Annotated in this window: 21 protein-coding genes; 16 read left to right on the top strand and 5 right to left on the bottom strand. The window is 50.1% G+C overall.

What is annotated here, in order from left to right:
• Nucleotides 1-10 precede the first annotated feature (10 nt).
• A complete protein-coding gene (locus ACFVYJ_RS03750) occupies nucleotides 11-1039 on the top strand; it encodes an NAD(P)H-dependent glycerol-3-phosphate dehydrogenase (protein ID WP_419413643.1) in 1029 nt (342 codons plus the stop codon).
• Entirely contained in the window at nucleotides 1036-1497 is a 462-nt protein-coding gene (gene sixA / locus ACFVYJ_RS03745) for a phosphohistidine phosphatase SixA (protein ID WP_419413644.1), read from the top strand. The genes ACFVYJ_RS03750 and sixA overlap by 4 nt, the downstream gene beginning before the upstream one ends.
• Here the strand turns inward: sixA and ACFVYJ_RS03740 are convergent.
• Nucleotides 1436-3229 (bottom strand): PglL family O-oligosaccharyltransferase, encoded by a 1794-nt coding sequence (locus ACFVYJ_RS03740; protein ID WP_419413645.1) that lies wholly within the window; start codon nucleotides 3227-3229, stop codon nucleotides 1436-1438. The two genes, sixA and ACFVYJ_RS03740, sit on opposite strands and share 62 nt — an antisense overlap.
• Nucleotides 3230-3303: 74 nt before the next feature.
• Here ACFVYJ_RS03740 and ACFVYJ_RS03735 point away from each other — a divergent pair, with 74 nt between their 5' ends.
• From ACFVYJ_RS03735 to ACFVYJ_RS03725, 3 genes are read left to right on the top strand one after another with little or no spacing between them, the layout of a single operon-like run.
• Nucleotides 3304-4182, top strand: a complete 879-nt coding sequence (locus ACFVYJ_RS03735; protein WP_419413646.1) for an alpha/beta hydrolase — start codon at nucleotides 3304-3306, stop codon at nucleotides 4180-4182.
• Nucleotides 4183-4194: 12 nt separating this feature from the next.
• Entirely contained in the window at nucleotides 4195-5034 is an 840-nt protein-coding gene (locus ACFVYJ_RS03730; protein ID WP_419413647.1) for a DUF4892 domain-containing protein, read from the top strand.
• A gap of 2 nt (nucleotides 5035-5036) precedes the next feature.
• Nucleotides 5037-5927 carry a patatin-like phospholipase family protein gene (locus ACFVYJ_RS03725; RefSeq protein WP_419413648.1) on the top strand — a complete coding sequence of 297 codons (891 nt, stop codon included), beginning with the start codon at nucleotides 5037-5039 and terminating at the stop codon, nucleotides 5925-5927.
• Here the strand turns inward: ACFVYJ_RS03725 and ACFVYJ_RS03720 are convergent, their stop codons facing one another.
• Nucleotides 5928-6461: a Smr/MutS family protein gene (locus tag ACFVYJ_RS03720; RefSeq protein WP_419413649.1), complete on the bottom strand. Its 534-nt coding sequence runs from the start codon at nucleotides 6459-6461 to the stop codon at nucleotides 5928-5930.
• Between the two features lie 62 nt (nucleotides 6462-6523).
• Between ACFVYJ_RS03720 and prmB the strand changes: the two genes are divergently transcribed.
• From prmB to phaR, 7 genes are all read left to right on the top strand, one after another.
• Nucleotides 6524-7444: a 50S ribosomal protein L3 N(5)-glutamine methyltransferase gene (gene prmB, locus ACFVYJ_RS03715; protein WP_419413650.1), complete on the top strand. Its 921-nt coding sequence runs from the start codon at nucleotides 6524-6526 to the stop codon at nucleotides 7442-7444.
• 70 nt (nucleotides 7445-7514) lie between these two features.
• Nucleotides 7515-8606, top strand: a complete 1092-nt coding sequence (gene aroC / locus ACFVYJ_RS03710; RefSeq protein ID WP_419413651.1) for a chorismate synthase — start codon at nucleotides 7515-7517, stop codon at nucleotides 8604-8606.
• 197 nt (nucleotides 8607-8803) lie between these two features.
• Nucleotides 8804-9298: an adenosylmethionine decarboxylase gene (gene speD, locus ACFVYJ_RS03705; RefSeq protein ID WP_419413652.1), complete on the top strand. Its 495-nt coding sequence runs from the start codon at nucleotides 8804-8806 to the stop codon at nucleotides 9296-9298.
• Nucleotides 9279-10133: a polyamine aminopropyltransferase gene (speE, locus tag ACFVYJ_RS03700; protein WP_419413653.1), complete on the top strand. Its 855-nt coding sequence runs from the start codon at nucleotides 9279-9281 to the stop codon at nucleotides 10131-10133. The genes speD and speE overlap by 20 nt, the downstream gene beginning before the upstream one ends.
• Nucleotides 10134-10202: 69 nt before the next feature.
• Nucleotides 10203-11372 (top strand): MFS transporter, encoded by a 1170-nt coding sequence (locus ACFVYJ_RS03695; protein WP_419413654.1) that lies wholly within the window; start codon nucleotides 10203-10205, stop codon nucleotides 11370-11372.
• 73 nt (nucleotides 11373-11445) lie between these two features.
• Nucleotides 11446-11715 (top strand): DUF6489 family protein, encoded by a 270-nt coding sequence (locus tag ACFVYJ_RS03690; protein WP_419413655.1) that lies wholly within the window; start codon nucleotides 11446-11448, stop codon nucleotides 11713-11715.
• Nucleotides 11716-11776: 61 nt separating this feature from the next.
• The gene (phaR, locus tag ACFVYJ_RS03685) at nucleotides 11777-12250 is read left to right on the top strand and encodes a polyhydroxyalkanoate synthesis repressor PhaR (protein ID WP_419413656.1); all 474 of its coding nucleotides are present in this window, start codon (nucleotides 11777-11779) and stop codon (nucleotides 12248-12250) included.
• Nucleotides 12251-12289: 39 nt separating this feature from the next.
• Here the strand turns inward: phaR and phaC are convergent, their stop codons facing one another.
• From phaC to ACFVYJ_RS03670, 3 genes are all read right to left on the bottom strand, one after another.
• On the bottom strand, nucleotides 12290-13354 hold the full coding sequence (gene phaC / locus ACFVYJ_RS03680; protein ID WP_419413657.1) for a class III poly(R)-hydroxyalkanoic acid synthase subunit PhaC: 1065 nt from the start codon (nucleotides 13352-13354) through the stop codon (nucleotides 12290-12292).
• Nucleotides 13351-14343, bottom strand: a complete 993-nt coding sequence (locus ACFVYJ_RS03675) for a poly(R)-hydroxyalkanoic acid synthase subunit PhaE (RefSeq protein ID WP_419413658.1) — start codon at nucleotides 14341-14343, stop codon at nucleotides 13351-13353. The genes phaC and ACFVYJ_RS03675 overlap by 4 nt, the downstream gene beginning before the upstream one ends.
• A 63-nt stretch (nucleotides 14344-14406) precedes the next feature.
• Entirely contained in the window at nucleotides 14407-15303 is an 897-nt protein-coding gene (locus tag ACFVYJ_RS03670) for a LysR family transcriptional regulator (RefSeq protein WP_419413659.1), read from the bottom strand.
• 150 nt (nucleotides 15304-15453) lie between these two features.
• On the opposite strand from ACFVYJ_RS03670, the gene leuC reads away from it, so the two are divergent.
• The 4 genes from leuC to asd all read left to right on the top strand — a co-directional run bounded on the left by leuC (nucleotide 15454) and on the right by asd (nucleotide 19891).
• Nucleotides 15454-16875 (top strand): 3-isopropylmalate dehydratase large subunit, encoded by a 1422-nt coding sequence (gene leuC / locus ACFVYJ_RS03665; RefSeq protein WP_419413660.1) that lies wholly within the window; start codon nucleotides 15454-15456, stop codon nucleotides 16873-16875.
• Between the two features lie 20 nt (nucleotides 16876-16895).
• Nucleotides 16896-17543, top strand: a complete 648-nt coding sequence (leuD, locus tag ACFVYJ_RS03660; protein ID WP_419413661.1) for a 3-isopropylmalate dehydratase small subunit — start codon at nucleotides 16896-16898, stop codon at nucleotides 17541-17543.
• Between the two features lie 48 nt (nucleotides 17544-17591).
• Nucleotides 17592-18674: a 3-isopropylmalate dehydrogenase gene (leuB, locus tag ACFVYJ_RS03655; RefSeq protein ID WP_419413662.1), complete on the top strand. Its 1083-nt coding sequence runs from the start codon at nucleotides 17592-17594 to the stop codon at nucleotides 18672-18674.
• A gap of 101 nt (nucleotides 18675-18775) precedes the next feature.
• Nucleotides 18776-19891 carry an aspartate-semialdehyde dehydrogenase gene (gene asd, locus ACFVYJ_RS03650; protein ID WP_419413663.1) on the top strand — a complete coding sequence of 372 codons (1116 nt, stop codon included), beginning with the start codon at nucleotides 18776-18778 and terminating at the stop codon, nucleotides 19889-19891.
• Nucleotides 19892-19950: the final 59 nt, after the last annotated feature.

Genomic DNA, 19950 nt, shown 5'->3' with positions numbered 1-19950 from the left:
GGCTGGAAACATGTCGAATCGGTTAAAAATTGCAGTCTTGGGTGGCGGTAGCTTTGGTACGGTACTAGCCAATATTGCAGCTGAAAATGGTCATCAGGTGAAACTATGGCTAAGGGATGACGCCCGTGCGGCAGAGATAAATGCCAAGCATGAAAATAGCCGTTATTTGCCGGGTTACGAGCTCGCCCCAGTGCTTGAGGCTTCAGCCGTTTTGTCAGATGTGCTGCAAGCTGCTGATTTGGTATTTGTTTCTATTCCCAGTGCTTCTTTTCGCTCAGTGGTTAAACTGGCGGCACCCTATTTGAAAGCTGACCAGATGATTGTCAGCACCACTAAGGGTATTGAATCGCAAAATTTCAGTCTGATGAGTGAGATACTGCGGGATGAACTGCCGGATGCCAGAATCGGTGTCCTTAGCGGTCCTAATTTAGCTAAAGAGATTGCCTGCCGTCAGTTAACGGCCACCGTGATTGCTAGTGATGATAATGCACTGCGTATTCGGGTGCAGCAGGTGCTACACCGTGATTATTTCAGGGTCTATGCCAGTTCAGACAGCTACGGTGTGGAATTGGGCGGCACCTTGAAAAATATTTATGCTATCGCTGCTGGGCTAAGTGCAGCGCTTGGCATGGGTGAAAATACCAAGAGCATGCTAATGACGCGCAGCCTGGCAGAAATGAGCCGGTTTGCAGTCTGCATGGGTGCCAACCCGATGACTTTTATCGGTCTGGCGGGAGTCGGAGACCTGATTGTGACCTGTATGTCACCGCTGAGTCGTAATTACCGGGTCGGATATGCGCTGGGGCAGGGTAAGTCATTGGATGAAGCGGTATCCGCTTTGGGCCAGGTGGCTGAGGGTGTTAATACCATCAAGCAGGTGAAAGAGAAGGCTGCCGAGATGGATGTCTATATGCCACTGGTCACTGCGCTATATGCTGTTGTCTTTCAGCAGGCACCGATTGCGGACGTGGTTAAGATGCTGATGACCAATGAGCAGAGCACCGATGTTGAGTTTGTGCTGCCGCGGCAGCAACAATGATTTTCTATTTGATGCGGCATGGCGAGGCAGAAAGCTTTGCCGTCACGGATGCGCAACGTCGCCTGACAGAGACCGGGCGCTTGAAACTTGAACGCCAGTTAAAACAGATTGATGCCGAACTGCTGGATATTGACTGCATCCTGCATAGCCCATATCAGAGAGCGAAAGAGACTGCGGCGCTGGTCAGCGCACAGTTAGGTATTTTACCTGAACCAAGCTTATCAGCATGGACACCGGACGCCTCGCCGAGTGCCGCCCTGGACAGTCTTGAGGCATTTGCTGATCGCACACCGCTGGTTGTCACCCATCTACCACTTGTTGGCTATGTCACTGCCCTCTGTTGTGAGGGCAGTACACAATATCCTGCTGTGTTTGGTTGTGGCGAAATTGTCAGGATTAAGGCTGACTGGCCGGCGGCTGGCTTAGGTCAGCTTCAGCAGCAGTGGCGTCCGGTTTAGGCCGGTCAAAGCGCTGCCGCAGTCCCTGCAGTGATTTATTGCTGTCATAGATAGCCATTGCCTCCTGCATAACCCTGTCTCTTTGTTCGACCCTGCCTAAAGCACCGTAGGCGACCGCCAGATCCATATAAACCGGTACCTGTGGTGACATAGTTAAGTGGCGATCTGCCCAGGCAATATATTTCAGTGCTGGCTGGGGGTCGTTTTGATCAAAGCCCTTATACATCTGCTGTTTTAAGGTTAGGTAGACGGCGTAATTGCGATAATAAGGATTCAGCAACGCCGACTCGAGATACTCTAAAGGTCGCTTATTGTCACGCAGATAAGCGATCATGCCGGAATAAGCATAGAGAGAGTGGATTAGAAATACATTAATCAAAACTGTGCTAACCAACATTAGCGCGGGCACAGTTTTTTGTGCAGCGAGGGACATGCCATCGGTTGTGTGTCGCTGTGATCGCTGTTGATGGACCACAAACAAGAGATACAGTAGTAAAACCCAATGGGTGTTGCTGATATAGAAGGGCAGTTCAACCTGGCTGTGCAGGGTTAGTGGAATCAGCAATGCTGCATAGCCTGTACCGCGCTGCCAGCCGGTTTTATACAGCTGGTAAAAAGTGGCTACCGCAGCAATAACAATGCCTGCTAATGAAATTAGCCCAGCTTCCACCAGCCACAGCATCAGCTCGTTATGGGGATGGGTAAAGCGTGGTTGTGTTCCCAGGCTTAACTTACCATCCGCTTGATACTCCGCGCGTTTATCCTGAAAAACCTTCTGGAAACTGCCAACACCGTGACCTACAAGCGGCTTTTCCAAAAACAGATCCAGCGAGATACGGTAGACCTTCCAGCGCACATCGCTGTCCATGCCACCTATGGCTTGATCAAATTTATTAAAGGTCTTGGTCAGCCCAGAACTGCCGAGTGCGCCGCCACCAATGCAACAGGCGATGACTGCCGCTAGTACGTATTTGTGATTAAACAGTAAACGCCAGCGACCTAAACATAGTACCAGTAAGCCAGCAGTCGCGCCGAGTAGGCCCACCCGGGAGCCACTATACGCGATGATAAAACAGCTGATAAATCCGGTTAAGCAGAGAGCAATTTTAACCACCCAGTGCATGCCGGAGATGGTAGGGCGGCTTATCAAGTAAAACAGCAAGACCAGGGTTGTTGCCATCAGTGAGGCTTGCAGATTGATCTGCTGAAAAATACCAAACGGCGTTTTATTACCACTGAGTGGCATGTAGGGTGCCAACTCAATTCTCGGCACTAACTGTACTAAGCCATAACATCCGGATATCAAACCGGTGATGAGAAGGATGTAGAGACTGCGTTCAATCTGTCTGGGTGTCAGACGAAATTGGTAGAGGCTGATTAACAAGCAGTAACTGCCAATCAGTACCAGAATGCGTGTGGTCCACTCAGTTGGATTGGTGTTGTCCGTGATAAAACCACTGACCAGCGCTCCGATGGGCAACATGGCTAAGGCCAGCCAGTGGCGGGGCAGAAGTATGCTGCCACTGCGTATCAAAATAAAACACCCGCTGGCAATCACCCAACTCGCTACAAGCCAGATTGTGCTGTTGAAGGGGAGGTACAAACCCTCGCCACCCAGATTAGGCTGGTAATAAAAAGGCGCAATCAGGAACAATAGACTTATCAATGCAAAAAATAACTTTTGCGGTGCCTTGAGGGAAGGGTCCTTCTCCAGCTTCAGGCCTAATTTCATCTATGCGCCTCACGGTAATAACGTTAGTATCTTATTATGTTACCTGATTTTTTTGCTCCTGGGGTGAACCGTCAGTGCCTGCATCTAACTCAGTCATTACGCCAATAGAAATAACCGTAAGTGCCAACGGCTATCAATTTTCCGGATTCGAATATGGCAACTCTAATGGTATCCCAGTGCTGGCACTGCATGGTTGGCTGGATAATGCAGCCAGTTTTCATTGGGTAGCCAAATCTTTGCCAGAGATGAGGTTTATTGCTATTGATCTGGCCGGTCATGGTGCTTCGCAGCACCGGCCGCTCGGTATGCCATACCAGATCTGGGATTATGCCGTGGATATGTTAGCGGTCGCGGATAGTCTGGGCTTGACTCGGTTTGCCCTCCTGGGGCACTCCATGGGTGCCAGTGTGGCGATGCTCATGGCTGCGCTGGCACCTGACCGGGTGAGCCAACTGGGGTTGCTGGAGGGGCTGGCGCCTCTGGTATATCCGGAAGCGCGGCTGCCTGAACTAATGGCGGGTGCGATACGTAAACGAAACAAATGGTCACAACGTCCGGTCAAACCATTCAGTGATCCACAACAAGCGATTGCTGTACGTATGTCAGGGCGCTGGCCCGTGAACGAATCGATGGCTGCGGCGTTAGTTGACCGCGGGTTACGGCAGACAGGTCAGGGCTGGATCTGGAGTCATGATCCATCGCTGGTGCAGCCATCTCTGCTACGCTTTTCACAGTCACAGGTGCGCGCTTTTGTGCAGGCGGTAAAAGCGCCAGGTTTTATTTTGCTGGCCACTGATTTTGCGCGCAAATCTTTGGTTGAACCTTGGCGTAGCGACTTGGTTAGTTTGCAAATAGAGCAGGTGCTCGGCGAGCATCATTTTCATATGACTGATACAGGTGCGGCTCTGGTAGCGGCACGCGTACGACACTGGTTGGATCAAAAAAATAACTAACAAGGAACTCGAATGCGTTTAGTAATCAGCGGTATTACCCTGTTATGTATCTGGTCTGGCGCAGCATTTGCTGAACCAACAGGTGCGCGTGACTATCCGCAGCTGCAACGGTTTAGCAAGTCAGAAATTGTTCAGTACGACAGCGTTGCGGTGACGGATTACCGGTTTATTCTGGGCGGTCTGGAAAAAGTAAACGGTTTGTTACGGCCGGAACAAGAGCAACGGATTGATGGCCAATTGACCCAGATTACTTACCGTATCCCGGATAGCCATACTGCTGCTGAAGTCTTCCAGTACTTTCAGGCACAGATTGAGTCACTGGGCGCTGAAGTGCAGTTTCAATGCCAGGGTCGGGCCTGTGGCAGCAGTAATCATTGGGCCAATGATATTTTTGGATATTTCCGGCTATATGGATCGGATGCAGGGCAGTATTTTGCAGCCCTAAAAAACGGTGATCGATATTTTAGTCTCTACAGTATTACTCGTGGTAATAGACGGGTGTTTACCCGCCTTGAAATCGTTGAAACCGGCCAGCAAGTTAAATCCTCGGCCCAACATGCTATTAGCCTGTTAACCCAGGCAGATATTGATGACTTGGCCGCGCAACTCCTGCAGAGCGGACAATCTATTTGGTTGGTGAGTTATGCCGTTGACGGAAGCTCTCATACAGAGAACCTGGCAAGTGCGCTTGGGCAACTGGAACAGATGCGTGATCGGCTAGTCGCTGCGGGTGCGCCGGCGGAATTGATCAAGCTCCACCCCCTTGGCAGTTTTATACTGCCAAGTACTCAATCTCCACCGAATGGTATTTTTGCCTACACTGATTCCTATCAGGAGTCAGAAACGGAATAAACATGACTAGCGTATCTCTGGTACTCGGAAGTGGCGGAGCCAGGGGCTATGCCCATATCGGTGCCATTGAAGAGATCCGCCGTCGCGGATACGACATTGTCGCGGTTTCGGGCAGTTCTATGGGAGCGTTGGTTGGTGGTATGTATGCCGCCGGTAAACTCACGCAATACCGCGATTGGGTCTCCTCTCTTAATTGGATGCAGGTGTTAAGGCTGCTGGACTTTACTCTCAGTCGTGGCGCAATCAGAGGCGATCGCCTGTTCGTTAAACTCGCAGAGTTGCTCGAAAACGCGCCGAATATAGAGGAGCTGGCTATTCCTTTCACCGCGGTGGTCACAGATATCACCCGGCAAAAGGAGATCTGGTTTCAGCGAGGCTCTTTATTGGAAGCTCTGCGGGCCTCTGCCGCCATACCCGGGCTTTTTACGCCGGTTGAGCGGGATGGGCACCTGCTGGTGGATGGTGGTGTATTAAATCCTCTGCCTATTATTCCGGTGGTGGCAGCCCAGGCAGATTTGATTATTGCAGTAGATCTGAATATGCCTGAAGGCTGCTACGGCAATTTGCAGTGGCCGGAAACGCGTTTTCTCGAGCGCAGCGGTATGAGTGATGATTGGCCAGTGGCTGACACTCAGCCGGAGTCTGTAACCAAACATGTTCTGGCTTCGGAAAAGGGCATTGGTGGTCGGTTGGATATCTTGCTGAATTCTGTTGAGGTTATGCAAGCGAGCCTGTCTGAATACAAGATTGCCGGTTACCCGCCAGATTTGGTGATTCGTATCCCCAAGAAAATATGCAGCTTTTATGAGTTTCATCGCGCGCGTGAGGTGATTGAGTACGGGCGTTTGGCAACCCGGGAACACATGCAGGAGTTAGAGCGCAGTGCGGGTTGATTAGCGTTTTAGCAAGATATATACAGCACCATTGCCACCATCGGCAGGTTGGGCAGAGCAAAAGGCTAATACGCCGGGAATGCGTCGTAACCACTCATTGATATAAGACTTAAGTAAGGCCTCGTTGCTGTGGGCCTTGCCATGTACCAGCAACAGGCAGCGCTGTTTATGCTGGCGCGCGTCGCGAATAAACAGGCTGAGCTGGTTGCGTGCCTGGTCGACAGTGTAACCGTGTAAATCCAACCCTTGATCCCAAGGGATATGCCCCTGACGCAAACGCTGCAATAAACGCTGCTGAACGCCGGGCAGGGCAAATAACAGCGGTTGTTCAGGGCCAACCTGATCAACTGCCGTATCAGATAACCCATCGACGATAAGCTCGTCGGTGCGCACCGCCGCCGTTCGACGGTATGAACGATTTTTAGCATCAATTCGTTTTGAGACAGTTACATCCGCCCGATCATGTTGGTGCGGAGTCACATCCTGCATCGCATCTGTGAAGTTGATGTCATTGTCTGACGGGTCTGAATTCATGGTATTAGCGGTAGGTTTTATTTACTATAGCGGCCCAGAATTCTGATTATCGGTTGCCCCGGATGAGTGATCAAGCCCAAGCTGTTGTAATGTCTAACCTGCATACTCTGCGTGACTATGTACGCTATGCCATGAGTCAGTTTTCTCGGCACCAGATATTTTTGGGGCATGGCACCGATAACAACTGGGACGAGGCGGTTCAACTGGTGTTGGCTGCAGTAAATCTGGCGTGGGATGTGAATCCTGCTGTGTTGGATGCCAGGTTATTGCCAGAAGAAAAACAGCGGATACTGACGTTTATTCAGCAGCGAGTTGAAGATCGCAAACCTTTACCCTACATCACGCAGCAAGCATGGTTTTGTGATCTGCCATTCTATGTTGATGAACGGGTATTGATTCCACGTTCCCCAATTGCTGAATTAATTCAGCAGCAATTTTCACCCTGGTTAGCTGAGGGTTCAGTGGCTCGTATTCTGGATATGTGTACCGGAAGTGGTTGCATCGGTATTGCCTGTGCTTATGCGTTTGCCGATGCTGAGGTTGATCTGGTGGATATTTCAGAGGATGCGCTGGATGTTGCAGCAATAAATATCAACAAGCATCAGCTGACAGAGCGGGTGACCGCTGTTCAGTCAGATCTGTTTCAGCAGCTCAAGGGGCAGCGGTTTGATCTGATTGTCAGTAATCCTCCGTATGTTGATGCTGTTGATCTGGCCAACATGCCAGCAGAGTTCGCTCATGAACCTGAATTGGCACTGGGTTCTGGGGTGGATGGCCTGGAGATTACCCGCCAGATTTTGCGTCAAGCCAATGACTATCTATCCGACGATGGCTTGCTGGTGGTCGAAGTTGGCAACAGTGAAGTCCACCTGATGCAGCAGTATCCGCAGCTGCCGGTTGTCTGGCTGGAATTTGAACGAGGTGGTAACGGTGTCTTTGCCATCACCGCCGTCGATCTGGCTAAGCATCGATTATCGATCTGATTTTAACTGCAGTAGCCGGTTTTGCTATACTCGGCACCCCTTTGACCTATCAAGCAACGGAAGAGAGCCCATGTCAGGAAATAGTTTCGGCAAACTGTTCACAGTGACTAGCTTTGGTGAAAGCCATGGTAAAGCACTGGGTTGTATCGTAGATGGTTGTCCTCCGGGAATCGAGATTAGCGAAGCGGATTTGCAGGTAGACCTGGACCGTCGCAAACCCGGTACCTCGCGTCATACCACACAACGGCGTGAAGCTGATGAAGTCGAAATACTGTCTGGTGTGTTTGAGGGTAAAACAACGGGCACGCCTATCGGGTTGCTGATCAAAAATACGGACCAACGTTCCAAAGATTACAGCAATATTGCCGAAACCTTCCGCCCGGCTCATGCCGATTATGTCTACAGCCATAAATATGGTTTTCGTGACTACCGGGGTGGCGGCCGTTCTTCCGCGCGCGAAACCGCAATGCGGGTGGCCGCGGGGTCTATTGCCAAAAAATTTCTCGCAACGAAAGGTGTTGAGATACGCGGTTACCTATCGCAGTTAGGTCCGTTGAAAATTGATCCAGCAAATTTCGACTGGACACAAGTTGAGGAAAATCCGTTTTTCTGTCCGGATCCTGCGCTGGTGGCACCGTTGGAAGCGTATATGGATAAGCTGCGTAAAGAAGGTAACTCCATTGGCGCTAAAATTTCCGTACTGGCCACTGGTGTGCCAGTTGGCCTTGGTGAGCCGATTTTTGATCGTCTGGATGCAGACCTGGCGCATGCCCTTATGAGCATCAATGCCGTAAAAGGTGTAGAAATCGGTGACGGTTTCGCTGTAGTCGAACAGAAGGGCACTGAGCATCGCGACGAGATGACACCGGACGGCTTTTTGTCCAACCATGCCGGGGGCATCTTAGGCGGTATTTCATCGGGCCAGGATATTCTGGCGCACATCGCCCTCAAGCCAACATCCAGCCTGCGTTTGCCCGGACGTAGTATCAATGTTAGAGGTGAGCCGATTGAAGTGGTTACTCAGGGGCGTCATGATCCCTGTGTAGGTATTCGGGCCACACCTATTGCTGAAGCGATGCTGGCAATTGTCCTGATGGATCACTTATTACGGCACCGTGGTCAAAATGCTGATGTGGATTGTGATATTCCGGTGATTCGTTAAGTTGTAACCGCCGAAAGAGATAGAAGAAATATTTCTGAAAAACGAGACATTTATTTACAGAATTTACTTTGTTTTTTACTTGTTTGATTGTATAAATGCGCCACAATTATCAGAGTGCTCGGCATAACTGTCGGGCACTTTTTTATTCTCACGTAACCTGCTCCATTAAAGGGGGCATTAAGGGGGAGTCAACGTCGATGCAAGAGGCACTTAACGCTGTGCACGAGGTGGAAGAACACGAGACTTCAAGCAGTGTAGCTTGGCCAGGTTTTTATCAGGGTGAAGACGATGATCGTCTGGATTACTTTATCGAACGCGATGGCGTGCGTTTTGCGGGTAGTCACCTGATTATTGACCTTAAAGGCGCGACCAATCTGGATAACCTGGAAGTGATGGAAAAAGCACTGCGGGATTCGGTTGAAGAAGCGGGCGCTACACTGCTGCATATCCACCTGCACCACTTTACCCCAAACGGCGGTATTTCCGGCGTGGCGGTTCTGGCAGAGTCTCACATCAGTGTGCATACCTGGCCTGAGCGCAACTTCGCCGCTTTTGATGTTTTCATGTGTGGTGATGCTACACCAGCAAAAGCCGTCCCGGTGCTGGAAAAAGCATTTAAACCATCTGAAGTGAAAGTAGACGAAATTCTCCGCGGTAAGGTGAACATCGACGATGACAACTTCTTACAGTGAAACGCTGCACCAGGGCTACGGGCAACGCTTTGATGTAGAGGAAGTGTTGTTTGAGCAACAGACGGATTCCTGGCATCTGGTGATCTTCCGTAACCCTGTGTACGGCACTGTTATGGCACTGGATGGCATTATTCAGACCACCGAACGTGATGAATTTGTCTATCACGAGATGCTGACCCATGTGCCTTTATTGGCACATGGCAACGCCAAACGTGTGTTGATTATTGGTGGCGGCGATGGCGGGATTTTACGTGAAGTCTGTCGTCACAGTGCTATAGAACATGTGACTCAGGTTGAGATTGACCAATCGGTCATTGAGATGTGTAAAACATACCTGCCGAAGCATTCGGCGGGGGCGTTTGATGACCCCCGTGTCAACATTGTGATCGCTGATGGTATGGAATATGTGCACCAGACCGATGACAAGTTTGATGTCATTATATCCGACTGCACAGATCCGGTAGGGCCGGGTGAAGTTCTGTTTAGCAGCCGTTTCTACGAAGGCTGTAAAAACCTGCTGAACGAGGGCGGGGTGTTTGTAGCGCAAAATGGTGTGCCTTTCCTACAGCAGGATGAAGTGATTACTACCCGGCGTCGACTAAGCCCCTATTTTGCAGATCAGAGCTTTTATGCAGCGGCAGTGCCTACGTATATTGGTGGCGTGATGACATTGGCTTGGGGTAGCGATGATGCTTCTTTGCGGCAGTTGGATCTGGCGACGTTGATCCAACGTTATCAGGACAGTGGTATTACCACTCGATATTACAACCCGCAGGTACATCTCGGTTGTTTTGCCTTGCCACAGTATCTGCTAGATGCATTACAGACTGCCTGAGCGTAGAATAGAAAAAAGCCGGTTTTAACCGGCTTTTTTATTGTCTCAGACTCTGATTGTAGACTCTTCATGTCCCAGGCTACGCCTTACTTAAAGCTCAGCGGGTTTTATTTTTTCTACTTTGCGCTTCTGGGCATCATGGTGCCTTACTGGACGCTGTATCTGAAATCCTTCGGGTTTGAAGCCCAAGTGATTGGCGTTCTGATGGCCATTCTGCATGGCTCTCGTATTTTTGCGCCTTATCTATGGGGACGTTTGGCAGACGAAACCGGGCAAAGATTAAAAATTGTGCGCTGGGGGGCGGCCATTACCTGGTGTGTTTTCCTGCTGATTTTTTGGCAAGCCTCTGCCTTGGGTATTGGCTTGGTAATGCTGGGTTTTAGTTTTTTCTGGAACGCGGTCTTACCGCAGTTTGAAGTGATCACACTGGGCCACCTGGGAGAGCGAAAGCATCGCTATAGTCAGATACGGCTCTGGGGTTCTGTTGGGTTTATAATCACGGTAGCCGGGGTTGGCGTGTTGCTTGACTGGGTTAGTGTGCGCTGGCTGCCTTGGATGATGCTACTGGCAATGGTCGGTATCTGGTTAAGTAGCTTATGGGTGGCGGAACCTGCGCAGCAATCTGTCGCAACCAAGGGCAGTGCCGGTCAGGCGTTTCGCGCAGTGTTAAGGCAACCGCAGGTTAAGGCTTTCTTCTTAATCTGTCTGTTAGTGCAACTGGGGCATGGCGCCTATTACACCTTCTACTCAGTATTGATGGTTGACCTGGGTTATACCCGTACAGAGGTGGGTGCTCTCTGGGCCATCGGCGTAATTGCTGAAGTGGTGGTGTTTGTCTTTATGCACCGCATGATTGAGTCCTGGGGGGTCCGCAATATCATGATTGGCAGTCTGGTGCTCTGTGTCGTGCGCTGGTTGCTGATTGCCCTGATTCCGGACCAGAAACTGCCAATGTTATTTGCACAAACCCTGCATGCTGCAACATTTGGTTGTTTGCATGCCGTGGGCATTGCGCTGGTTCATCAATATTTCTCGCAGCGTAGCCACGGCCAGGGACAGGCGATGTATTCCAGCTTTGGTTTTGGTGTGGGTGGTTCGCTTGGTGCTTTATTAAGTGGCTTTTTATGGGATGCTGCAGGCCCGCAATGGACCTTTGGTTTGTCCGCCCTGGTGAGTGTTGTAGCTATCGTGTTGGCAGTTATCTGGATCTATCCGGAAAAAGTGCAGCAAAACAATTGATTTGGGTATTTTGCAGTGCCGAAGTTTTGCTATAGGATAGGAGGGGATAAGATACCCCTTAAGGAGTCCGGGTATGAAGTTTAATATTGATATCGACATGACGCCTGATGAACTGCGCAGGATTCTGGGTTTGCCAGACGTGCAGAAGTTTCAGGAAGACATGATGCGAAAAATAACCGAACAGATGGAAGCCGGGGTTGAAGGTTATGACCCTCTGACTCTGTTTAAGCCTTACCTGACCAGTGGGTTGGGCTCCATGGAAGCACTGCAAAAATTTATGATGTCAGTCATGACATCCGGATATTCCGGTAGCAGTTCTTCAGCAGTGAAAGATAAAGACTAAGTGCTGCCCAGTGAGTGAGTTAGATACCTTGACACAAAATAATAGTAGAGAGATTAGTACGTTGCGAATTCTAAGAAAATATACAAATCGCCGTTTGTACGATACCTCACGTAGCTGTTATGTCACCCTAGATGATGTAAAGCAGCTGGTACTCTCTGGTGAGGCCTTTAAAGTTGAAGATTCCAAAACCGGTAGTGACCTGACTCGGAATATTCTCCTGCAGATTATCAGCGAACAGGAAGCCAGAGGGCATGGTACTTTGCTGACCAATCAAGTGTTGCAACAACTGATCCGCTTTTACGGTGATAGTATGCAGGGCATGATGAGTCAGTATCTGGAACAGAGCATCTCCTCTTTCCTTGAACACCAGGATCGCATCCGTGACCAGATGCAGACGATGATGGGGGCTGCTAACCCGCTGACCATGATGAGTCGGTTTGCAGATAGTAATCCGATGTGGAATATGTTCGGCCAGCCGGAAGGCGCTGAGAAAGAAGACGAGCCGGAACCGGCCGAGAAACCTGACAAATCCTGAACAAAAAAGGGCGGTGATTACCGCCCTTTTTTTAGTGATTTAATCCCGCGCTATAAGCCAATCCCTGATCGCCGGTGCTACCTGCTTTTGAGCCTTGGATGAAACAAAGACTCCGATATGTCCGGCCTTGATTTCCATCTCCTGATAATCCGTGCTACTGCAATGTTGCTTCAGGGCAGTGGACGCTCGGGGCGGCACTAAATGATCGAAACTACCGTAAATATTCAGCACCGGCTGGGTTAGGTTCTTCAGGTTGACAGTGTGCGGGCCTATTTCAGCGGTGCCCTGAATAAGTCGGTTCTGCTGGAAGAATTGGGTAATGAACTGCCGGAATGCTTCACCTGCCTGATCCGGGCTGTCGTAAATCCATTTTTCCATACGTAGAAAACTGAGTGCACTCACTTCATTTTCTAACTGATTAGGCATGCCCAGGTTTTTTTGCACACCCAGGCGCATCGGCATCAGCGAGTTATAGGAGTCATTCAGCATGCTGCCGGGGATATTGCCATAGGTATCCACTGCCAGGTCGGCATCGACATATTTCGCCAGATGATAGAGCAGGTTATCGTCGGTTTGGAAATCAACCGGCGTCACCATGGTAATCAGGTTTTTAATCTTTTCCGGGTTGAGAGCCGCATAACAAAGGCTGAACGTGCCACCCTGACAAATACCCAGCAGGTTAATCTTATCAGTACCCGCATGTGTACAGACCTGATCAACGGCGTTATTCAGATACTCGTTGATATAGTCGTCAAGATCGAGATAGCGGTCAGCCGCATCCGGGTATCCCCAGTCAATCAGGTAAACATCCAGGCCTAATTCCAACAACCGCTGTAGCATTGAGCGCTTGGGTTCGAGATCAATCATGTAAGGACGATTGACTAGTGCATAGCAGATCAACAAAGGTGTTTTGCAGGCCTTTTTGCCACTGCCTTTGTAGTAGCGCAGGGTTAGCTTATCTTGTTGATAGATGGTTGCGAAAGGGGTCTGATCGACATCCACTTCCTGAATCTGTAGCAGGGTGCTGTAGCTTTTCAGCAACTTGTTGTTGAAGTCATATAACTCTTGGGCAACAGTAACAGGGTCAAGGTCAAGCTGACTCATGCTTTGGATGCTCCTTTCGGTGTGCGCAGTTGTTTGACTTCCTTGCGCAGCTGCGCCACTTCCTGTTGCAGTGCTTGGATTATATCTGCGTTGCTGTTTTGCTGCAGCTCAAGCAGTTGTGCTTGCATGTGTGCAAAGTCACGTTGTGTAACGCGCATCTCTTTGCGTAACTTGTGCTGGCGTTGCAGGGCAGTATCAAGGCCACGACGTGTCGCCAGGCCTATAGATTGAAAATGAATATCCCTGACTTCCTGAACAAACTTGCGCAGCTGCATCAGTGCATTGCTTATTCTGCCATGTGCGCGTTGATATTCGTCTGTGAGCACAGTGATTGAATAGGCTGATTCATAAGCCTCAACCCAGAGGTCATGCAGTGCCTGTAGGCTGGTAACTTTGCCTTCAGAGGCTGTCAGTTGTTGCAGCAGTTTGCTGCTGGCCTGCTGATTGATAGAACCGTAATGCTCGACATATTCATGTAGTGCTTCCTGATATTCGATCAGCAATTTTAAGGCTTCCCGCAGCTGCTGCTGGGTTTCCTGGTTGCTGCCAACGACAGGGGTTTCCAGCAAGCTTTTGATGCCGCTGATAAAGGGGTTTTCAAATAACAGGTCGTCACTAAAACTGTGAGTTTTGAACAGAGATGCAAACTGTTCAGGTACCTGCCATTGGTGCAATAGCAGCTCGCCGGACTGTTTCTGCATGTAATTCTGAAACTGTAATACCGCATCGTTCAGGCTGGTGTCATCACCGCCGCGGTACTGGCGCAGAACTTCTTCGCCAAACTCAGTAAAGTTTTTTGCCTGCGCGCGTAGAATTGATAGCAATTGGGAAAACTGTTTAGGGCCTTCCTGGTTAACTGTGGACTGGGCCTGACTGATCCAGTCCTGCAGTTCGGCAGGAGACATCGCTGGCTTGCCGTCAGTTAATTGCGACCAGTAATCTTGCTGGGCTTCCAATAGCGCCTGAATTTGCGACGCACTGCTATCCATGGGCAACCTTCATAATGAGAAAACGAACCTTGCTGGTTCTTTAAACAACTAACCTCCATCTTATTACAACAATGCATCGGGTTGTACCTGTCTGGCATCGGTTCGGAGAATTTCCAGTAATTTACTCGCTGCATTAGACAGTGTTCGGTTGCGATGCACGATGGCGCCCAGTGGTCGTTTAACTGGTGTAGCGTTTACAGGTAATACGGTGAGGTCTGCTGTGATAAGCGATTCAGGCAGCAGGCTCCAGCCGAGCCCGATGGATACCATCATACGGATGGTATCCAGATAATTGGTAGACATGCTGACCGTTAGGCTGAGGTCATGTTTGGCAAACAGGGCTTCCACCAGTTGTCGGGTAAAGGTGTTACTGCTGGGTAGGATAGCGGGGTAAGCGGTAAGTTGTGCCAGCTCCAGGGAGGTTGCGCTGCTTAATGGATGATCGGGTGCGACGACATAACTGAGCTGGTCTTCCCAGATGACCTCTGACTGGATATTGATATCGGGGTTGGGTGAGAGGGTAATCAGGGCGAGTTCAAGTTCACCTTTTAATACTCCCTCGTAGGCCACTTCGGACTCGGCAAATCTCAGGTCCAGCTCCACATCCGGATAGGTTTGGGTAAAGCATTTCAGCAGCGGGGGGAGTCGATGCAAACTGATATGGTGGCTGGTAGCCAGTGATAACTTACCAGTGATGCCGCCGGCGAGGTTATCCAATGCCCGTCGGGCATCATCCAGTTCTATCAATACCTGTTGCGCTCTGGGGAGCAGTGTGACACCTGCTTCGGTCAAAGAAATAGTGCGCCCGATGCGATCAAAGAGGCGGCACCCCAATTGTTGTTCCAGTAATGCAATACGTTTACTGATGGCTGACTGGGTGAGGTATAGCTGGTCTGCGGCTTTTGAAAACGAAGCATTCTGCGCCACGCTAATAAAGGCCTGCAACGCATTAGTATCCATAGCGAGTTCCGGAGTAATAAAATATTTTTGTATTCTAGTACGGAATGGAAAGTATAAAAAATATGAATTTGTTTTGTGCAAAATCTTGCACTAGGATGGCGTCTTGCCAACGCTGCAGTTAATAGCTGCTGTTATGAATGAGGTGTTTTTATGGCTGGCCAGACTTTATATGACAAATTGTTCGCGTCCCATTTGGTGCGCACTAATGATGATGGTAGTTCATTGATTTATATCGACCGTCATCTGCTGCATGAGGTGACTTCTCCCCAGGCGTTTGAAGGTTTGCGCATTGCTGGCCGCAAACCCTGGCGTATAGATGCCAATCTAGCGACGCCAGACCATAACGTGCCGACGACCAATCGTAGTGGCGGTGTAACCGATATTGCTGATCCAGTATCCAAAATTCAGGTGATTACTCTGGATGAAAACTGTGACGACTTCGGTATTCTCGAATTTAAGATGAACGACCAACGTCAGGGCATTGTACATGTGGTTGGCCCGGAGCAGGGTGCTACTTTACCGGGGACTACGGTGGTTTGTGGTGATTCCCATACTGCGACCCATGGCGCATTTGGCGCATTGGCGCATGGTATTGGTACCTCTGAGGTTGAGCATGTGCTGGCAACTCAGTGCCTGATCACCAAAAAGATGAAAAATATGCTGGTGCGTGTTGATGGTCAGCTTGGTAAGGGTGTCACAGCGAAAGATATCGTGCTGCACGTGATTGGCAAGATTGGTACCGCAGGTGGTACCGGTTACGCCATTGAGTTTGGTGGTGAGGCGATCCGCAGTCTTTCGATGGATGGTCGGATGACCATCTGCAATATGGCAATTGAAGCTGGTGCGCGTGTTGGTCTGGTCGCGGTTGATCAGATCACTATCGATTATGTGGAAGGGCGCCCGTTTGCGCCTAAGGGTGCTCAGTGGCAGGCCGCAATCAGTGCCTGGAGTGAATTGGTCTCTGATGCTGATGCGGTTTTTGACACCGTGATTGAGATTCAGGCAGCGGATATTGAACCGCAGGTGACTTGGGGAACCTCACCGGAAATGGTGGTGGGGGTGAACGCTCAGGTACCAAATCCGGCAAAAGAAACCGACCCGGTGAAAGTCGAAGGCATGAACCGCGCCCTCGAATATATGGGTTTGCAGGCTGATCAGGCGATCACTGATATCCAGCTGGACCGGGTATTTATTGGTTCTTGTACCAACTCGCGGATTGAGGATCTGCGTGCGGCGGCTGAGGTCGTAAAAGGTAAAAAAGTAGCGTCGACTATTAAACAGGCATTGGTGGTTCCAGGATCTGGCCTGGTGAAGGCTCAGGCAGAAGCCGAGGGTTTGGATAAAATCTTTACCGAAGCTGGTTTGGAATGGCGCGAACCTGGCTGCTCCATGTGTCTGGCTATGAACCCTGACAAATTAGGTGCGGGTGAGCATTGTGCTTCAACCTCCAACCGTAACTTTGAAGGTCGTCAGGGCTTTGGCGGTCGCACCCATTTGGTCAGCCCGGCAATGGCTGCTGCCGCTGCGATTGCGGGTCACTTTGTCGATGTTCGCACCATGGGTGTCCACTGAACCGGTTTGAGGAGAGAAAAATGAGAGCATTTACCCAGCATACCGGTGTTGCCGCGCCAATGGATCGCGCCAATGTGGATACCGATATGATCATTCCGAAGCAGTTTTTGAAGTCAATCAAGCGTACGGGCTTTGGCAAGAATCTGTTTGATGAGCTGCGTTACCTTGACGAAGGTCAGCCTGATCAGGAGTGCACAGGGCGTCCGCTGAATGAAAAATTTGTTCTGAACCAGGCTCGTTACCAGGGTGCCAGTATTTTGTTGGCGCGGGAGAACTTTGGTTGCGGTTCAAGCCGTGAACATGCGCCATGGGCATTGGATGATTTTGGTTTTCGTTGCGTGATTGCACCAAGCTTTGCTGAGATCTTTTATAACAATTGCTTTAAGAATGGTATTTTACCTATTGTTTTAGAAGAGAAAGATGTCGATCGTCTGTTCAATGAAGTGATGGAGGCAGAAGGCTATCAGTTGACTATAGATTTAGCCCAGCAGCAGGTTGTTACCCCGTCAGGTGATGTCATGGCGTTCGATATAGATGGCTTCCGTAAACACTGTTTGCTCAACGGCCTGGATGATATTGGTTTGACGCTGGAGCATGCCGACGATATTCGTGCTTATGAAAAAAACCGCCGTCAGACGGCATCTTGGTTGTTCGACGCCATCAAATAAACACTAATTTTGTGGCGCCAGAAAAATTGTTGCCGCAGAGGAAATAATATGTCTAAGCAAGTACTTATTTTGCCGGGGGACGGTATAGGTCCTGAAATCGTTCGCGAAGCTAAACGCGTTTTGGACTTGGTTAATCAACAGGATGACCTGGGGTTGTCCTTCGCTGAAGCCCATGTTGGTGGTGCTGCCATTGATGCTACTGGTGTGCCGCTGCCAGACGCGACACTGACAGCGGCAAAAGCGGCAGACGCGATTCTTCTGGGTGCTGTTGGTGGCCCACAGTGGGATACCAATCCTGACTTTCAGATTCGTCCGGAAAAAGGCTTGCTGGGTATCCGTTCTAACCTGGGCTTGTTTGGGAATCTGCGTCCGGCGATCCTATATCCACAGCTGGCTGATGCGTCTACGCTGAAACCGGAGATCGTTTCTGGTCTGGATATCCTGATTGTGCGTGAGCTGACAGGCGGCATCTATTTTGGTCAGCCACGCGGTATCCGTGAGAAAGAGGGTGGTATTCGCGAAGGCTTTAATACCTATGTATATGACGAGAATGAGATTCGTCGTATTGCTAAGGTGGCATTTGAAGCAGCTCGTGCTCGTAATAAGCGACTCTGCTCTGTTGATAAGGCTAATGTACTGGAAGTTACGATTCTTTGGCGTGAAATCATGGAAGAGGTGGGCAAAGAATACCCGGATGTAGAACTGAGTCACATGTATGTCGATAATGCAGCGATGCAGCTGGTCCGTGCGCCGAAGCAATTTGATGTCATGGTAACCGGTAACATGTTCGGTGATATTCTGTCGGATGCAGCGGCGATGTTGACGGGTTCAATTGGTATGCTGCCATCGGCTTCACTGGATGTGAACGGTAAGGGTATGTACGAGCCGTGCCATGGATCGGCGCCGGATATTGCAGGTCAGAACCTGGCAAATCCATTGGCAACTATCCTGTCAGCATCCATGATGCTGCGCTACTCTCTGGATGCAGGTGATACGGCGGATCGTATTGAAGCGGCCGTTAGTAAAGTGCTTGATCAGGGGCTGCGTACTGCTGATATCTGGTCAGAGGGTACTGAAAAGGTCTCTACCAGCCAGATGGGTGATGCGGTTGTTGCAGCACTCAGTGCATAGAAAAACACGGCTATTTATTGCATAATATAGCCCCTTTAGCGGCTCCTACTGGTTAGGGGCCGCTTTCGTATGATGTTGAATCGGATCTATTGGTGATAACAATGAAGCGTGTAGGTTTTGTGGGTTGGCGTGGCATGGTTGGTTCCGTGCTGATGCAACGTATGCAGGAAGAGGGTGATTTCGACCATATCGATGAACCGGTATTCTTCACCACATCTCAGGTCGGCCAACCAGGACCGGAAATTGGCAAGTCCATTCCGGCGCTCAAAGATGCCAGCGATATCAATGAGCTGAAGCAGATGGATGCGATTATCTCCTGTCAGGGCGGTGACTACACGAAACAGGTATACGGCCCATTGCGTGAAGCAGGCTGGCAGGGTTACTGGATCGATGCTGCATCCAGTCTGCGTATGGATGATAGTGCCATTATCGTACTTGATCCGGTGAATATGCACGTCATCAAAGATGGCCTGAGCCAGGGAGTCAAAACTTTTGTCGGCGGTAACTGCACTGTATCACTGATGCTGATGGGTCTGGGTGGACTGTTTCAGGCAGACCAGATCGAATGGATGACCTCCATGACTTATCAGGCGGCATCGGGTGGTGGCGCGCGGCATATGCGGGAACTCATCAATCAGATGGGTATCATTCAGCAATCGGTTGCGAGCGACCTGGATAATCCGGCCAGCGCAATTCTGGATATCGACCGTCAGGTTGCTGAAACCATTCGCAGTGATGCTATGCCGACTGATAACTTTGGTGTACCGCTGGCAGGTTCATTGATCCCCTGGATCGACACGCGTCTGGATAACGGCCAGAGTCGTGAAGAGTGGAAAGCTTACGCTGAAACCAACAAAATTCTGGGATTAGCTAATAATCCAATTCCAATCGATGGTACCTGTGTGCGGGTTGGTGCTATGCGTTGTCATAGTCAGGCGTTTACCATCAAGTTGAAATCTGATGTGCCTATGGATGAGATCGAATCCATGCTGGCTGAAGCCAATGACTGGGTTAAAGTCATTCCTAATGAGCGGGATATTACTGCTCATGAACTCACTCCTGCCAAGGTTACCGGCACATTGTCAGTTCCAGTGGGCCGTCTGCGTAAAATGAACCTGGGTAATGAATACCTGAATGCATTCAGCGTGGGTGACCAGTTGTTGTGGGGAGCCGCAGAGCCTCTGCGCCGGATGTTACGTATCCTGATTGCAGGCTAAGGCGCAAATCAGCGGTGATATTTAAAAGGCAGCTTTAGCTGCCTTTTTTATGGTCTCAA

Source organism: Pontibacter sp. JAM-7 (assembly GCF_048548695.2).
In the GTDB taxonomy this organism is placed as follows: Bacteria; Pseudomonadota; Gammaproteobacteria; order Pseudomonadales; family Balneatricaceae; genus Neptuniibacter.
The sequence above is the reverse complement of the archived record's forward strand: the minus strand, read 5'-3'. Positions and strand labels throughout refer to the sequence as shown.

Bases quoted from the DNA above. Each gene is read 5' to 3' on its own strand.
- sixA (WP_419413644.1), top strand. From the start codon at position 1,036: ATGATTTTCTATTTGATGCGGCATGGCGAGGCAGAAAGCTTTGCCGTC.
- ACFVYJ_RS03725 (WP_419413648.1), top strand. From the start codon at position 5,037: ATGACTAGCGTATCTCTGGTACTCGGAAGTGGCGGAGCCAGGGGCTAT.
- phaC (WP_419413657.1), bottom strand. From the start codon at position 13,354: ATGAGTCAGCTTGACCTTGACCCTGTTACTGTTGCCCAAGAGTTATAT.
- leuD (WP_419413661.1), top strand. From the start codon at position 16,896: ATGAGAGCATTTACCCAGCATACCGGTGTTGCCGCGCCAATGGATCGC.
- leuC (WP_419413660.1), top strand. From the start codon at position 15,454: ATGGCTGGCCAGACTTTATATGACAAATTGTTCGCGTCCCATTTGGTG.
- asd (WP_419413663.1), top strand. From the start codon at position 18,776: ATGAAGCGTGTAGGTTTTGTGGGTTGGCGTGGCATGGTTGGTTCCGTG.
- leuB (WP_419413662.1), top strand. From the start codon at position 17,592: ATGTCTAAGCAAGTACTTATTTTGCCGGGGGACGGTATAGGTCCTGAA.
- ACFVYJ_RS03690 (WP_419413655.1), top strand. From the start codon at position 11,446: ATGAAGTTTAATATTGATATCGACATGACGCCTGATGAACTGCGCAGG.
- ACFVYJ_RS03695 (WP_419413654.1), top strand. From the start codon at position 10,203: ATGTCCCAGGCTACGCCTTACTTAAAGCTCAGCGGGTTTTATTTTTTC.
- speD (WP_419413652.1), top strand. From the start codon at position 8,804: ATGCAAGAGGCACTTAACGCTGTGCACGAGGTGGAAGAACACGAGACT.
- ACFVYJ_RS03750 (WP_419413643.1), top strand. From the start codon at position 11: ATGTCGAATCGGTTAAAAATTGCAGTCTTGGGTGGCGGTAGCTTTGGT.
- ACFVYJ_RS03730 (WP_419413647.1), top strand. From the start codon at position 4,195: ATGCGTTTAGTAATCAGCGGTATTACCCTGTTATGTATCTGGTCTGGC.
- prmB (WP_419413650.1), top strand. From the start codon at position 6,524: ATGAGTGATCAAGCCCAAGCTGTTGTAATGTCTAACCTGCATACTCTG.
- ACFVYJ_RS03720 (WP_419413649.1), bottom strand. From the start codon at position 6,461: ATGAATTCAGACCCGTCAGACAATGACATCAACTTCACAGATGCGATG.
- speE (WP_419413653.1), top strand. From the start codon at position 9,279: ATGACAACTTCTTACAGTGAAACGCTGCACCAGGGCTACGGGCAACGC.
- aroC (WP_419413651.1), top strand. From the start codon at position 7,515: ATGTCAGGAAATAGTTTCGGCAAACTGTTCACAGTGACTAGCTTTGGT.
- ACFVYJ_RS03740 (WP_419413645.1), bottom strand. From the start codon at position 3,229: ATGAAATTAGGCCTGAAGCTGGAGAAGGACCCTTCCCTCAAGGCACCG.
- ACFVYJ_RS03675 (WP_419413658.1), bottom strand. From the start codon at position 14,343: ATGGATAGCAGTGCGTCGCAAATTCAGGCGCTATTGGAAGCCCAGCAA.
- ACFVYJ_RS03670 (WP_419413659.1), bottom strand. From the start codon at position 15,303: ATGGATACTAATGCGTTGCAGGCCTTTATTAGCGTGGCGCAGAATGCT.